This window comes from Halorussus sp. MSC15.2 (assembly GCF_010747475.1).
GTDB lineage: Archaea > Halobacteriota > Halobacteria > Halobacteriales > Haladaptataceae > Halorussus.
This window is the reverse complement of the sequence record NZ_VSLZ01000002.1, coordinates 49,816-64,544: the sequence shown is the minus strand read 5'-3', so window position 1 is coordinate 64,544 and position 14,729 is coordinate 49,816. Positions and strand designations below refer to the sequence as shown.

15 protein-coding genes and 1 tRNA gene are annotated in these 14,729 nt (G+C 61.3%); 6 read left to right on the top strand and 10 right to left on the bottom strand.

Annotated elements, in window-relative coordinates:
* The 6 genes from FXF75_RS07460 to moaA all read right to left on the bottom strand — a co-directional run bounded on the left by FXF75_RS07460 (position 1) and on the right by moaA (position 3,071).
* Positions 1-393: a 30S ribosomal protein S11 gene (locus FXF75_RS07460; protein ID WP_128477869.1), complete on the bottom strand. Its 393-nt coding sequence runs from the start codon at positions 391-393 to the stop codon at positions 1-3.
* Complete coding sequence (locus FXF75_RS07455) at positions 390-914, bottom strand: 30S ribosomal protein S4 (protein WP_163521265.1); 525 nt, start codon at positions 912-914, stop codon at positions 390-392. The genes FXF75_RS07460 and FXF75_RS07455 overlap by 4 nt, the downstream gene beginning before the upstream one ends.
* Complete coding sequence (locus FXF75_RS07450) at positions 914-1,435, bottom strand: 30S ribosomal protein S13 (RefSeq protein WP_163521263.1); 522 nt, start codon at positions 1,433-1,435, stop codon at positions 914-916. The genes FXF75_RS07455 and FXF75_RS07450 overlap by 1 nt, the downstream gene beginning before the upstream one ends.
* A gap of 18 nt (positions 1,436-1,453) precedes the next feature.
* Positions 1,454-1,538 (bottom strand) — tRNA-Ser (locus FXF75_RS07445).
* Between the two features lie 145 nt (positions 1,539-1,683).
* Entirely contained in the window at positions 1,684-1,992 is a 309-nt protein-coding gene (locus FXF75_RS07440) for a hypothetical protein (RefSeq protein ID WP_163521261.1), read from the bottom strand.
* Positions 1,993-2,087: 95 nt separating this feature from the next.
* Positions 2,088-3,071, bottom strand: coding sequence for a GTP 3',8-cyclase MoaA (gene moaA / locus FXF75_RS07435; protein WP_163521260.1), 984 nt, complete (start codon positions 3,069-3,071; stop codon positions 2,088-2,090).
* Between the two features lie 141 nt (positions 3,072-3,212).
* On the opposite strand from moaA, the gene FXF75_RS07430 reads away from it, so the two are divergent.
* Together FXF75_RS07430 and FXF75_RS07425 are read left to right on the top strand one after the other, a co-directional pair.
* A complete protein-coding gene (locus FXF75_RS07430; RefSeq protein ID WP_163521258.1) occupies positions 3,213-4,247 on the top strand; it encodes an Mrp/NBP35 family ATP-binding protein in 1,035 nt (344 codons plus the stop codon).
* Between the two features lie 3 nt (positions 4,248-4,250).
* The gene (locus tag FXF75_RS07425) at positions 4,251-4,463 is read left to right on the top strand and encodes a hypothetical protein (protein ID WP_163521256.1); all 213 of its coding nucleotides are present in this window, start codon (positions 4,251-4,253) and stop codon (positions 4,461-4,463) included.
* A 6-nt stretch (positions 4,464-4,469) separates the two neighbouring features.
* Here FXF75_RS07425 and FXF75_RS22510 read toward each other — a convergent pair whose 3' ends face one another.
* Both FXF75_RS22510 and FXF75_RS07415 read right to left on the bottom strand, forming a co-directional pair.
* A complete protein-coding gene (locus FXF75_RS22510; protein WP_240334573.1) occupies positions 4,470-5,402 on the bottom strand; it encodes a hypothetical protein in 933 nt (310 codons plus the stop codon).
* A gap of 8 nt (positions 5,403-5,410) precedes the next feature.
* The gene (locus FXF75_RS07415) at positions 5,411-8,764 is read right to left on the bottom strand and encodes a PKD domain-containing protein (RefSeq protein WP_163521254.1); all 3,354 of its coding nucleotides are present in this window, start codon (positions 8,762-8,764) and stop codon (positions 5,411-5,413) included.
* A 237-nt stretch (positions 8,765-9,001) separates the two neighbouring features.
* On the opposite strand from FXF75_RS07415, the gene FXF75_RS07410 reads away from it, so the two are divergent.
* Positions 9,002-10,900 (top strand): 2-oxoacid:acceptor oxidoreductase subunit alpha, encoded by a 1,899-nt coding sequence (locus tag FXF75_RS07410; RefSeq protein ID WP_163521252.1) that lies wholly within the window; start codon positions 9,002-9,004, stop codon positions 10,898-10,900.
* A gap of 2 nt (positions 10,901-10,902) precedes the next feature.
* Positions 10,903-11,838 (top strand): thiamine pyrophosphate-dependent enzyme, encoded by a 936-nt coding sequence (locus FXF75_RS07405; RefSeq protein ID WP_163521250.1) that lies wholly within the window; start codon positions 10,903-10,905, stop codon positions 11,836-11,838.
* Between the two features lie 68 nt (positions 11,839-11,906).
* On the opposite strand, the gene FXF75_RS07400 is transcribed toward FXF75_RS07405, so the two are convergent.
* Entirely contained in the window at positions 11,907-12,101 is a 195-nt protein-coding gene (locus tag FXF75_RS07400; RefSeq protein WP_163521249.1) for a hypothetical protein, read from the bottom strand.
* A gap of 209 nt (positions 12,102-12,310) precedes the next feature.
* Here FXF75_RS07400 and lrpA1 point away from each other — a divergent pair, with 209 nt between their 5' ends.
* On the top strand, positions 12,311-12,739 hold the full coding sequence (gene lrpA1 / locus FXF75_RS07395) for an HTH-type transcriptional regulator LrpA1 (RefSeq protein ID WP_163521247.1): 429 nt from the start codon (positions 12,311-12,313) through the stop codon (positions 12,737-12,739).
* A gap of 226 nt (positions 12,740-12,965) precedes the next feature.
* Here the strand turns inward: lrpA1 and FXF75_RS07390 are convergent, their stop codons facing one another.
* Positions 12,966-14,123 carry a pyridoxal phosphate-dependent aminotransferase gene (locus tag FXF75_RS07390; RefSeq protein ID WP_163521245.1) on the bottom strand — a complete coding sequence of 386 codons (1,158 nt, stop codon included), beginning with the start codon at positions 14,121-14,123 and terminating at the stop codon, positions 12,966-12,968.
* Positions 14,124-14,220: 97 nt separating this feature from the next.
* On the opposite strand from FXF75_RS07390, the gene FXF75_RS07385 reads away from it, so the two are divergent.
* Complete coding sequence (locus FXF75_RS07385; RefSeq protein WP_163521243.1) at positions 14,221-14,715, top strand: SRPBCC family protein; 495 nt, start codon at positions 14,221-14,223, stop codon at positions 14,713-14,715.
* Positions 14,716-14,729 lie beyond the last annotated feature (14 nt).

Below are 14,729 nucleotides of genomic sequence, written 5' to 3'. Positions count from 1 at the left end.
TTAGAATCCACTCTTGCCCTTGGGGGCGCGGGTACCGTCGTGCGGGATGGGGGTCACGTCCTCGATGCGACCGATTTCGAGTCCAGCACGTGCGAGGGCGCGGATAGTCGCCTGCGCACCCGGGCCGGGGTTCTGCTGGAGATTGCCGCCGGGACCGCGAACGTTGACGTGAACGCCGTCGATGCCCGCGGCCTTGACCTCCTCGGCGACCGTCTCGGCCATCTGCATCGCGGCGTACGGCGAGGACTCGTCGCGGTTCTGCTTGACGACCGTCCCGCCGCTGGACTTGGCGATGGTCTCCGCACCGGTCAGGTCAGTGACCGTGATGATGGTGTTGTTGAACGATGCGTGAACGTGGGCTACGCCCCATTTTTCGTCGTCGTTTGCGCTCATTCGTTACCCTCCGCTCGTTCGGGGTGCAGTTCGTCCGCGAGGGGACTGTTCTCGTCGAACGCGACGGTCGCTTCCTCGTCCACTTCGACCTTGTACGAGGGAGCCTGCACGCGCTGGCCGTCCACGGTAACGTGTCCGTGGACGACGAACTGTCGCGCCTGATTCGGCGTGTTGCCCAGACCCTTCCGGTAGGCGACGGTCTGGAGACGGCGCTCCAGCACGTCGGTCACGTCGAGCAGCAGCACGTCGTCCAGTTCGTCGCCGTCGTCGAGGACGCCGATTCGCTGGAGGTGGGCGACGAACTCCTCGCCACCCGTGACCTCGTCCTCACCCTGCGCTTGCTGCGCGAGGACGTTCCGGGCTTCACGGCGGTAGCCGCGAAGTTGGCTCTGGGCGCGCCAGAGTTCCTGCTTGTTCTGCAGGCCGTAGCGGTCCACGAGGCTGCGCTCCTCGGAGATACGTTCGCCCTGGAACGGATGGTTGGGCGTCTCGTAGAACTTGGTGTTCTCGCCGAGCGCCATTATTCCTCACCACCCTCTTCTTCGGCGGCCTCTTCGGCCGCCTGCTCTTCTTTAATCTCCTCGACGTTGACGCCGATGGTGCCTTCGGTACGGCCCGTCGAGCGGGTCCGCTGACCGCGGACCTTCTGGCCGCGCTTGTGGCGGACGCCCTTGTACGAGTCGATCATCTTCATCCGGTTGATGTCCTGCCGACGGGTCATGTTCAGGTCGTTGCCCGTCTGGTGGGTCGTCTCGCCGGAGAAGTACTCGTTTCGGTGGTTCGCGAGCCATTCAGGGACCTCGTCGCCGAAGTTCTCGACGGCCTCGACGACGCGTTCGATTACGTCGTCGTCGAGACGGCCGAACGTCGCCGTGCGGTCTACGCCGGTTTCGTCGGCGATAATCCGCGCCGCTCGGCGACCGATCCCGTTCAGTTCGCTCAGGGACCGTTCGACCGACTTCGTCCCATCGAGGTCCGTTTGCCCGATGCGGACGAAGTACTGGAGGTCCTCGTCTTCCTCCTGTGGTTCTTCCGTGCTCATAGTTTGGATTCTGGAAAGCGTCGAGGGAGGGATTTGAACCCTCGAGGCTTGACGCCACAGAGTTAGCAACCCTGCGCCGTGGGCCAGACTAGGCTACCTCGACACGCTTGCATTCACTGTCGCCCTTCCGGACTCGGGACCCGACGCCCCTACAGGTTTGCGAGTAAACGTACCGGCGACGGGTATATAAATACAACGAAACGCGGTTGCTCTGGGTCGGCGTCTCACTCGTCCGCCGTGTCGCAGTTTTAGTTGTCGTTCTCGTCAGCGAACTCGACCGATTCGACCTCGCCGAGGTCTTCCCACTCGGAGTCCTCGCCCTCCATCGAGACGCCTCGAACCGTCAATTCGCTCCAGTCGTCGTCGTATTCGCCAGATATCTCGTATCGTTCGGTCGTGCCGCCCTCCGGTCGGACTTCGACCCTGAGCGACTCCTCGGGCACGTAGTCGATGGGACTCGCGGGACCCTCGAAGGTAGTCCCATCCGAGAGCGTGACGCGAACGTAGTCGTTCTGTTCGGCCTCGGCGAACGGCGTGACGAGGTCGGTTTCGCTCATAATTCGAATATCACCAAAGCCGAGGTTAAGTGTGCGGGCCGGTCGGTCGTAACGTTGGGGCCTCTACAAGAGGGACAATCCGGACGCGAGAAGGGTCAAGCCTCGGCGTTACCGACGTACTCGTCGTTGATTTCCCACTCGTCGTCGTCGCCCCGCACCATGTACTCGCCGTAGTACGGCACGCGGTTGGCCACGGTTTCGCGGAACGTGTCCCGTATCTCGTCTTTGGTCATCTCGCCCATCGAGCGGAGGTCGTCGTTGCGATTCAGACACCCTTTTAGATATCCTTCGTGCGTGACGCGCACCCGATGGCAGTTCGCACAGAACTGCGGGTTCTCGACGGGGTCTACGATTTCGACCATGCCACCGTCGGACGCGGTTCCGCCCACCCAGTACCGGCGGCGGTTGTGCATCTCGCGGGTCTCCACTTCGTCGGCGATATCGCCGAGCCAGTCGTGGACACGCTGGATGTCGATGTTCCACTCGGGCTTCCCGGTGAGTTCCGGCATGTACTGGATGAGTTGCAGTTGGAGACCGTCGTTCTCGGCGACGTGTTCGACCATCTCTTCGACGTAGCCCGCCGTGTGCTCGAACACGACCATGTTCAGTTTGACCGGGTCGAGTCCGGCGTCCACCGCGGCGTGGACTCCTTCGATGACCTTGTCGTAGGCTCCGCTCTGCGTGACCTCCGCGAACGCCTCGGGGTCGAGCGCGTCCTGGGAGACGTTCACACGTTCTAACCCGGCCTCCACGAGGTCGGGCGCGCGACCGGGGAGGAACGTCCCGTTGGTCGTGAGCGAGACCTCCATTTCGTCGGGCGTTCGTCGGATAATCTCTTCGAGGTCCTGCCGCAGCATCGGTTCGCCGCCGGTGAACTTGACCTTCCCCACGTCGAACTCGCTGGCGACCTCGAGGAATCGGACGACTTCGTCGGCGGTCATCTCGTCGTCTTGGGCGTCCATCGGACCGCGCGTGTCGCCTAATCCCTCGTTGTGGCAGTAGACGCAGTCGAAGTTACACCGGTCGGTGAGCGAGACCCGAACGCCCGAGACCTCACGCCCGAAATCGTCCTCCAACATCACTCTTGGAGGTTTCGCGTGAGAGTCCTTAAAATCGCTGTCGAAAACGGGACTGACGTAACCGATTTCGATTACGCGGGTCGCCGCAACCAACCCGAGAGTTGACAAGGCTTATCGACTCCTCGCTCCAAATATCCCGGCATGGACGAATCAGAGGTACGTGACTTGCTGCGAGAGGTCGAAGACCCCGACCTCCGGGACGACATCGTCTCGCTGGGTCTCGTCAACGACGTGTCGGTCGACGACGACACCGTCACTGTATCGCTGGCGCTGGGTGCACCGTACTCGCCTAACGAAACCCAAATCGCCAACCGCGTCAGAGAAGTCCTCTCGGACCACGGCGTCGAGGTCGAACTCTCGGCCCGCGTTGACGAGGACGTCTCCGCGGATGAGCAGGTTCTACCGAACGTCAAGAACATCATCGCGGTCGCCTCCGGGAAAGGCGGCGTCGGCAAATCGACCGTCGCGGTCAACATCGCGGCGGGTCTCTCGCAACTCGGCGCGCGCGTCGGACTGTTCGACGCCGACGTGTACGGCCCGAACGTCCCCCGGATGGTGGACGCCGACGAGGTACCGAAGGCCACCGAAGACGAGACCATGATTCCGCCCGAGCAGTTCGGCGTGAAACTCATGAGCATGGCGTTCCTCGTCGGCGAGGACGACCCCGTCATCTGGCGCGGTCCGATGGTCCACAAGGTCCTCACCCAACTCTGGGAGGACGTGGAGTGGGGCCACCTCGACTACATGGTCGTGGACCTCCCGCCGGGGACCGGCGACGCCCAGCTCACGCTCCTCCAGAGCGTCCCGGTCACCGGCGCGGTCATCGTGACGACGCCTCAAGAAGTCGCCATCGACGACGCTCGCAAAGGTCTCCGGATGTTCGGCAAGCACGACACCAACGTCCTCGGCATCGCCGAGAACATGTCCACGTTCCGGTGCCCCGACTGCGGGTCCGAACACGACATCTTCGGTCGGGGCGGCGGTGCGAAGTTCGCCGAGGAGAACGACATGCCGTTCCTCGGGTCCATCCCCATCGACCCGTCGGTTCGGACCGGCGGGGACGAGGGCAAACCCATCGTGTTGGACGAGGACAGCGAGACCGGCGACGCCTTCCGCGTGCTGACCGAGAACGTCGCCAACAACGTCGGCGTTATCAGGCGACGCCAACAACGCTGAACCATGTCGCACGACGAAGGCACCTACGGACCGGACGAAGAGCGTGCAGAGACGCTCCGTGAAATCGGCGAGGAGATTCGCGGCGAGAGTTCGGAGAGCAAGCTAGTCGCCGCGATGCTCTACCGCGTGAGTGACCTCTACGACCCTGACGAGGAAACGTCGCCGCGGGACATCTACGTCAACATGCGGGAGATTATCCGCACGAAGGAGTCGTAGGTCGTTTCAGCGGAGTCTTCGGAGAACTACCAACCCGACGAAAACCGCCACAGCGAAATACGCCAGTGGTACGCCAGCCACTTCGTGACCGCCGCTGATTTTCTCGGCGCGGCTTCGAGCGTAACTGTCGTTGTGATACTGGTAGTGGTCGTCCATCCACGTCGGTTTGACAGGCTCGTACGAACTATTCCATACGCGAGTCTCCGTTCTCGTTTGCCCGGCGAACTCGACTTGGTCGATAGCACCCTCTCTCGTCGTCATGTTGCCAGTGTAGAGGCGCGCCTCGCCCGCGATTTTCGCACCGCGATTGTCGAGGAGTTCGACCGTGATGGTCCGCGAGTCACCCGGTCGGACCGACGCGGGATAGTAACTTCCGTCGGTCCCGGTGGTGTGGACCATGAGTTTGGTCCCGTAGAGTTGTTTCGAGGGATTCACGAGGGTCACGTTTGCGACTGCTGACGGCGCACCATCGACTGTTCCCTTCGTGAGGTTCACGTCCGAGATGTACGGGGTCGGTATCTGACCCGAGTCGGCGGAGTCGATACTCCGGGTGAAATTGAGATACGCATGTCCGCCGAACGTCGAGAACGTGACGGTGTGTTCGTCCTGATTAACATTTATTCCAGACGTGATGTTTATCCTCTTTGTTCGGTGTTCCTCTTCCGAGAGGTTGAATTCTGACTCATATACTTGCTGTCTATCTACTGTTACAACATATCCTGCATGTTCAATTTCATCGTCAGACGGATTCTCGTACTCGACCAACACTGTGGAGGCGTTAGTATCGAGTGAGACGCGATATTCGACGCCACCAGACGACGAAACTTCTGCCGGAGTCTCGGCATTGTTCGCGTATCTAGTGTCGATTGCACCGACTTGTAAGCAAGTCAGTAGAGCGAGTACCATCAACGCGACGACGTACGAGGTCTTCCAGTTCATGCCAGTGGCTAGCTCCCCTGCTCTGAGCAAGCAGGCTTTATTTCACACCACTCATTAGTTTCTTGTTCTTTAGTTAGTTTTTCTATTATGGCTTCACTCCGCCACGCTGTCGGATATACGAGTTCCACCGAACGATAGCCGCTTTTTTCGACTGTTTCCCCCGTCTTCGAGTTGTAGTACTGCTTCGAGAACTCACCGGCGACTACCGCCTTCGTCTTCACCACTTCACTCTCGTTCGAGTAGACAGAGGTCCAGAAGGACGACGTACTCTCGTTACGAACGAGAGTCCATCTCTTCACGGTCTCCGTAGCGATTCGCCAACTATCGCTGGTTCTCGCTTGCTTCCGAGCGGCCACGTAGTCCATCGTCGATGCTTTCGCTTTCCACTCGTACTGGGCCGGTTGCACTTGTTCGTCTCGCGCCACGTTGAAGTACGTGACCAGTTCGGTAAACTGTGTCTGATACCGCACCTCGAACCGTGTTTCGTACACTGCGTCCTCGACCTTCCGCCGCTTCGTTTTGCCCGTAAAGGTGTGACCCGCACCGTAACTAGAACTAGCCCAGTACGTCGATGACTTCGTGACCGTGTACGTGTACCTCACGGTTACATCACGGCATCCAAATCGGAGGCTACAGCGGGTTTCCGTTCTGGTTCCCGTCCGTTGGACTTCGTAATCGTATCGGTACTGGCGTAACGTTCTGTACTCGGCGGATTCGACTTGGACCCGACGCGTCGCTCCAGTCCGTTCGCCGTTCTCTAAACTCGAATCGAACCACCGTCTTGGGGACGGCGTCGTCGAAGAGTCGAACCACTTGGAGTACTCCCTCGTCCGCGTCTCCTCCTTTCGGACCGTCCCGTCACGATACCAAGATGGTGACGACGAGAGGAACATGTTCCGCTGACGTCTGTCCGAGAACGTCTTTGTTACTTTCTCGTACTTCGCGTCTCGAACCTTGGTCCACTCTTCGAGGACGTATTTCGTATTGTTATCCACTTCCTGCACGCGGTACCCATCTTCGAGGAGTTCATCACGTCGTTGCTCGTCGTTGACCTTGACTTCGCGCACGCGATGCTTCTCCACCAAGTACGTGAGATTCCGTACGGAGACGTTGGACCAGTACCGCTCGTCTTCGACCAGAATACCGATTTCGGGGATTTGCGTACGGACTCTCTTTCTCGTATTCTGCTCGTTGTAGATGGTTACTGTCGGTCTCCCAGAAGCGGTCGAGAGTATCTCGGCAGGAATCTCGACGATTCCGACGTATCGATACGCGTCTTCAGTCGGTTCGGAATGGCGACTATTCGATGCCTCGACGGTTTTCCACTCGACAACGCTCGCAGCGGGATTCGACACGGAGATACCCAGCGAGAAATCGCGGTAGTACGTCTGTTTGGAGAAGTGGTACGGTTCCGTCTGCACTCGGACGCGTACCGTCTCGTTCTGATAGTGCGGCCCGTCACCGAGAGCGGTACTCTCCGATATATCGGGTACGAAGTAGTTCAGGAAGTCGAAGTTCCGCTTCGTTCTGAGGTCGTACTGGTCCTCGACGATACTCGCTGCTCGCTCGTAAGCACTGAACTTGGCCGTCGTGTTGTCGGGTTTCGTCGGTTCAGCGCCGTACTTCCAGATGTACTTGAGGTTCGTCCCGTCGGGGTCGAACGACCGGGTCGCATCGACTAGGATACCGTGTTCCCTAGTGATGTATTTCTTCGTCCCATCGTTGACGATGTTCAGTCTCAGTTCGGGTTTACTAGGTGTGACTTTGAAGCTATCGGAGTATCTACTTGACCAATTCGTTTCTTTACTTGGTGAAAGTGCAGATAGATGAATACTCAGGTCGTATTCCTTAGGCTTCTCGCCGGCCCAGTACGTATGTACGAGAAGATTCCCATTGCTGTACTCTCTTTCTCTCGTATACGCACCATCTTCGAGAACCTTTATAAACTCGTCCTCGTGGTCGGTACTTATACTCAGATTACTAGGTTCGACACCATTTAGATTAATCTCCAACACGTGATGCGCTGCGTACCGTTTCGGGTCAATACGTGAGTGGTACGAATCAACGGGGTCGTTGACGAACTCGGACCGGACGACTTCCGGTTGCTTGACGGGAACGAGGTCTCGACTTACGCGTGTCGTCTGTCCGCGCTCGTCGGTAGCGACGACCGTCACCGAGTGACGTTCACCGGGCGTAAAGTCAGTGTGTGAGAAGTGGACCTGTCGCCGACGGTCGAAATCGAACCGGCGGTGACCACGGCGGGTCGGGCGCGCAGTTGCGACGGTCTCCCCGTCGATTTGGACGGCGAGTGCGTCGAGATTTCGATACTCGTCGATACCGGTTACACTGCCCGAGATGGAACCGTGTCCGTCGAGCGACGTGACTGAGACGTTCGGTCGGGGGTCGGCTACGACCGTGGTCGTTCCGTCGGCGAACGTCGCGACGCTCTCCGACCCGTCGGTGTACGTTACGACAGCGTACAGTTCGTGGTCACCGGGTTCCCACGTTCGAGTTATCGACCGCCCAGTTCCGACGCGACCGGCCGCGTTTCGCCACCGAATGGAATCGATTGAGTCAGTGGCCGCATCGAGGCGAACAGAGTACTCACCTCGGAGCGGTTCTCCCCCCGTGACGATTTTATCGCCAGTTACCGTCGGTGAACTCCGGTTTGCGATGGAAGGGTTCGTTCCCGGCGATTCATCCGGGGGGTCCGTCCGTACATCGACCGATATCGACGCCGTACTCGAACGATTATCGGTGTCGTAGACGGTCGCCGTAATCGTGCGTTCGCCCGCGGTCGGGAAGTGCTTGCTCGCCGTGTCAGACTGTTGGTCCGCCGAGAGGGTGTGATTGGCAATCACGATACCATCGGCGGTCCAGACGACGTACCCGAGCGAAGCGGCCCCCGAGTCGAGGTTCGCAGTGTAGTTCACCGTAGAACCAACGTCCGGGCGGTCCGGCCCGGAGAGGGAGATTGTCGGACCTGTACCGGACGCGACATCGACGTAGAGCGTATCAGAACTCGTGGTACCGCTATCGTCGGTTACCGTGAGCGTGACGCGGTACCGACCGATTTCGTTCGGCGTGAACCGCGTTCGAGCGCAGGTCGGACAGTCGGGGCCAAGTGTCTCGTTACCCGGCGTCCGAATCGACCAGTTGTACCGTTTAATTCGTCCGTCCGAATCACGAGAGCCAGTACCGTCGAACAGCACCGTCGCACCCTTCTTCACCTCTTGGTCGAGTCCAGCATCTGCGAGCGGAGTTTCGTTGGGAGACGCACTGTCCTTTGGACGGAGTGTTCCGGAAGTGACTGGCGTCACGACGAGTAGCACGACGAGGGCGACCAGCATCCACTTCGACATGCGGGTTGTTTGCCACCCTTTTACATATAAACTAAGTGTTTGGAGATTTGCCAATTAATGGGGGTGAGTATTCGAAAACACGGACGAGACGAGAGGGTCACACGCGGACGAAAACGGTGGTAAACTAGACATTACTGGGTAACCCTCATGAACAATCCTTGCTAATCTATAGCAAAGGCTTTACTGATTCCCCGATTTATCTTCAATCACTGGGCCTAACGGCCGTGAGAGACCAATATGACTAACGACGAACTCATCTGGCGAATCGCGGGCGGTTCCGGAGACGGAATCGACTCGACGAGCCAGAACTTCGCCAAAGCGCTGATGCGCTCGGGCCTGAACGTCTTCACGCACCGACACTACCCGTCGCGCATCCGCGGCGGCCACACGTACGTAGAGATTCGGGCGAGCGACGAGGAGGTAAAGTCGCGGGGAGACGGCTACAATTTCCTGCTCGCGCTGGGCGACAGTTTCGCCCGGAACCCGCAGGAGGAGGCCTACTACGGCAACGAGGAGATAAAGCCGCTGAGCGAGAACCTCGACGAACTCCGCGAGGGCGGCATCATCGTGTACGACACGGGCCTGCTCGACACCGACGAAATCGAGAACTTCGACGAGCGCGTCGAGGAGAACGACTGGCACGTCTACGACCTCGACCTCCGAGGACTCGCCAAGGAACACGGTCGAGAGGTCATGCGTAACACCGCGGGCGTCGGTGCCACCGCGGCGCTGCTCGACATGGACCTCCAGTACATCGAGGACCTGATGGAGGACGCGATGAGCGGCGACGTGCTCGAAGCGAACCTCCAGATTCTCGAAGAGGCCTACGAGTCCGTCCAGGACGACTACGACCACAGCCACGACCTGCGCGCTCCGACCGGGACGCAGGACGAGGAGCAGGTCCTCGTCTCGGGGTCCCACGGTATCGCGTACGGTGCCCTCGACGAGGGCTGTCGGTTCATCTCGGGTTACCCCATGACGCCGTGGACCGACGTGTTCACCATCATGACCCAGCACCTGCCGGACATGGGCGGTATCTCCGAGCAGGTCGAGGACGAAATCGCCGCGGCGTCGCTGGCCATCGGTGCGAGCCACTCCGGCGTGAAGGCGATGTCCGGGTCGTCGGGCGGCGGGTTCGCGCTGATGTCCGAACCGCTCGGTCTCGCGGAGATGACCGAGACGCCCATCGTGCTCGTGGAGTCGATGCGCGCGGGCGGTTCGACCGGGATGCCGACCAAGCCCGAACAGGGCGACCTCGAACACGTCCTGTACACGAGTCAGGGCGACTCCAACCGCGTCGTGTTCGCACCCGGCGACGCGGCCGAGTGTTACGAACAGACCCGCAAGGCGTTCGAAATCGCCTACGAGTACCAGATTCCGGCTATCGTCCTCTACGACCAGAAACTCTCGGGCGGCCACCAGACCGTCCCCGAGAGAGTCTTCGACGAAGAGCCGAACCCCGACATCGGCAGCGTCGTCACCGAGGAAGACCTCGAAGCGGCCGTGCAGGAAGCCGGTCGGTTCAAGCGGTACATGTACGACGACGACGGCGAGCGCGGCGGCGTCAGTCCGCGCTCGCTCCCCGGCCAGAAGGGCGGGAACTACCTCGCCTCGGGTAACGAACACAACGAAGTCGGCCACATCAGCGAGGACCCGACCAACCGCGTCCTCCAGATGAACCGACGGATGTCCAAGCTCGACTCCATCCGCGAGGAACTCGCGGAGAACGCGGACCACCAACCGGTCTACGGTCCGGAGGACGCCGACTACGGTATCCTCAGCTTCGGTTCCACGAAGGGCGTCGCCGAGGAGGCGGTGGACCGACTGAACGAGGCCGGTCACTCGGTCAAGGCGATGAACGTCAGCGACATCATGCCGTTCGCCAAGGACGAAGTGACCGAGTTCCTCGAGAGCGTGGACGAGGCGCTGGTCGTCGAGATGAACGCGACGGCCCAGTTCCGCCGACACATTCAGGGCCAACTCGGTCGGTTCGGCGAGAAGCTGTACAGCCTGCTCAAGTACGACGGCAACCCCTTCGAACCGGAAGAGGTCGTCTCCGGCTTCGAGAGCCGCATCGGCGAGGGGACCGACCTGAGCCAGTACAACGTTCGCATCGAATCCGCAACGGGTGATTAACCATGAGTGTATTCAACGCAATCGGCGAGGACCGCGAGATAGACCGAGACGAGTTCACCCCGGAAATCGAACCGCAGGCGACGTGGTGTCCGGGCTGTGGCGACTTCGGCGTGCTGAAGGCGCTGAAACAGGCCATGCCGGAAGTCGGTCGTAACCCCGAGGAGACGCTCCTCGTGACGGGCATCGGCTGTTCGGGGAAGCTGTCGAGCTACTTCCGGAGCTACGGCTTCCACTCCATCCACGGCCGCGCCCTGCCGGTCGCTCGCGCGGCCAAGATGGCCAACCCCGACCTCGAAGTCGTCGCCGCAGGTGGCGACGGTGACGGCTACGGCATCGGCGGGAACCACTTCATGCACACCGCCCGCGAGAACCACGACATGACCTACATCGTCTTCGACAACGAAATCTTCGGGCTGACGAAGGGCCAGACCTCCCCGACCAGTCCGAAGGGTCACAAGTCGAAGACCCAGCCTCACGGCAGCGCCAAACAGCCGATTCGACCGCTGTCGCTCGCGCTGACCTCGGGTGCGTCCTACGTCGCCCGGACCGCGGCGGTCAACCCGAATCAGGCCAAGGAGATTCTCACGGAGGCGATGGAACACGACGGGTTCGCCCACGTGGACTTCCTCACGCAGTGCCCGACGTGGAACAAGGACGCCAAGCAGTACGTCCCGTACATCGACGTGCAGGACAGCGACGACTACGACTTCGACATCACCGACCGCGGCGAGGCCTCGGAGATGATGCAGAAGGCCGAGGACGCGCTCTACGAGGGCGAGGTCCTGACCGGTCGGTTCTACCACGACGAGGACCGGCCCTCTTACCAGCAGGAGAAGCAGGCCACGGGCGACATGCCCGAGGAACCGCTGGCCGAGCGGTACTTCGACGAGGACTACGAGTGGGAGCGTAGCTACGACCTGCTCGACCGCCACAAGTAACGTCGAATCGTCCGAACCGCCGTTTCACCGATTTTTCTGCGAATACCGAAACGCCGACAGCGACTGCCTCACTCTGCAGGGCCGACGGGTGCGTCTCTGCTCCCTTCCTCTTCTCCGCCTTCTTCGCCGCCACCTTCCTCCTCTCCGCCTTCTTCGCCGCCACCTCCTTCCTCGCCGCCGCCGGGCATTCCGCATCCGGCGAGACCGGCGGCGAGTCCAGCGAGCGAGACCTGAAGGAATCGTCGGCGCGAGCGTCGTGCCATGCGACCGCTTCGGTCCCGGACTCCGAAAAAGGACCGCACCGTCCCGCACCGTTCGATGGATTGCGGTCGTTCGCTCGCCGTAACGAGACATTCCGGTGTTCACTGGCGAATTAGGCCCAAACCAACCGAGTCGAACGGGCGTTCGGTCGGAACGCAAACCGTTTTCCCATTCGGAAGGTATTTTTTCCCGTATCCGAAATAGACTGGTAATGAGTACGCAGTCTACGGAGGACCGAATTCTGTCGGTCCTCGAAGAGGACGCCCAAGCGTCCTACGCCGAGATAGCCGACCGGGCGAACGTCTCGAAGCCCACGGTCCGAAAGTACATCGAGAAACTCGAGGAGGAGGGGGTCATCGTGGGGTACTCCGCCGAAATCGACCCGAAGAAGCTCTCCAGCAAGTCCATCGCGATGGTCGGAATCGACGTCGCCAGCGAGGAGTACGTCGAAGCGACCCGCGAGTTGAAGAATCTGGACGAGGTCGAGACCCTCTACTCCTCGTCGGGTGACCACATGCTCATGGCCGAGGTCCGCGCCGCGGACGGGGACGCGGTCGGGGACGTCATCAGTGAGAAGATTCTCGACATCGAGGGCGTGACGGCCGCGCACCCGTCGTTCCTCCAAGAACGACTGAAGTAGGGCCGCAGAGTAACCGATTCACTCGGGGGTGTACTTCGCGTTCAAGTGGGGCGTTCCGCTTCGAAGCCGAACGGTTCGTCGGGACGCCGAGCGTGACGTCTCTCGATATCACCGGTTCTCGGACCAACGATTGCCGACCATCGATAGAAAATTCTCGTTCCGTACGACGGATACCGTCTGCCCGTAACTCGAAATACGTCTCCTCGCCGAACGCCGGGAGGACCCGTCAGTCCGCGACCGAAATCTCGACGGAGTCCAGTGCGCGCTGGATGCGCTCGGACGCCTCGGCCAGTCGTTCGGCGCTGTTGGCGTACGACACCCGGAGACACTCCTCGGCGTTCGTCCCGAAGTCCGGCCCGGGCGTCATCGCCACGCCCGCGTCTTCGAGGAAGAAGTCCGCGGCGTCGAAGGCGTCGCCCGGCAGGTCGCTCACGTCCACGAGCAGGTAGTACGCGCCGCCCGGCGTGTACCCCATGCTCAGGCCCCAGTCCTCGACTTCGCTCACGAGGTAGTCTCGGCGCTCGCGGTAGGTTTCCCGAACCTCGTCGAGGAAGTCCGCGCCCGATTCGAGCGCTGCAATGCCGCCCGACTGGACGAAGTTGGGCGCGCAGATGAGCGTGTTCTGGGCGATTCGGTTGACGTGGCCGACGTACTCCGGCGGCGCGACCATCCATCCGAGTCGCCACCCGGTCATGGCGAACCGCTTGGAGAAGCCGTCGAGGACGAACGCGTCGTCGGTGTACTCCAACACGGTGTGGTCCTCGCCCTCGTAGGTCAGGCCGTGGTACACCTCGTCGGAGATGACGGTCGCGTCCGCCTCGTCTGCCAGCGCCACCAGTTCCTCCAGCGTTCCGCCGTCGAGGACCGCGCCGGTCGGGTTCGCGGGCGAGTTGAGCAGCAGCGCTTCCGTATCAGAGTCCATCACGCGGGCGAACTCGCTCACGCGCGGGCGGAACCCCTCCTCGGCCGACAGCGGCACCGTCGAGATGCGGCCGCCGGTCTGGCGGACGAAGTTCGGATAGCAGGCGTAGTAGGGGTCGGTCAGGACCACTTCGTCGCCGGGGTCCACCAGCGTCGAGAACGCCAGCAAGAGCGCGGGCGAGGACCCGGAGGTGACGACGATTCGCTCGGGCGAGACGTCCACGCCGTACTGCCGGTCGTAGTAGTCCGCGATGGCGCGTCGGAGTTCCGGTTTGCCCTTCGAGGAGGTGTAACTCGTCTCGCCTGCACGGAGCGCCGCGACTGCTGCATCGGTGACTGCTGCGGGTGTGTCGAAGTCGGGTTCGCCTACTTCGAGATGTACCACGTCGTCCATGCGATTGGCCCGTTCGAGTACGTCCATCGCGGCGAACGGGGTCGTCCGAGTCGCGCGCTCCGATACCATGTGCAGTGGAGAACGGGACTAGGCATATAAAGCTTCGATGTGACAGTCAGTATTTGCCAGCGGGAGAGTTTTGGTCGCGGTGACGCAACTGTCGGGTATGCCTACGTATCAGCGCGAGGTCCGAGTCGGCGCGCCCCTCGACGAGGTCTGGGAGTTTCACTCCCGAGTCGGCGGACTGGAAGCGCTCACGCCCGACTGGATGCACCTCCGAGTCGAAGAGGTGCGCGGACGGGACGGAGACGAGCGTGACGCCACTGCTGTGCTGGACACGGGGACGGAGGTCCGGATGTCCCTCCGGCCGTTCGACGTCGGACCCCGCCAGCGATGGACGTCGCGCATCACCCGCCGGGAGGAGGGCGACGGCACCGCCGTCTTCGAGGACGTGATGGAAGGCGGCCCGTTTCCGACGTGGCGACACACCCACTCCTTCTACGCTGTCAGCGACGACGAGACCATCGTCCGGGACCGAGTGGAGTACGAACTCCCGGTGGTCGGGGACCTCCTCGGTCCGCTCGGTTGGTTCGGATTCGAACCGATGTTCCGCGACCGCCATCGCCGGACCAAACGGGTTCTGGAGACCGGCGTCCGCTGAACCCACCGATACCG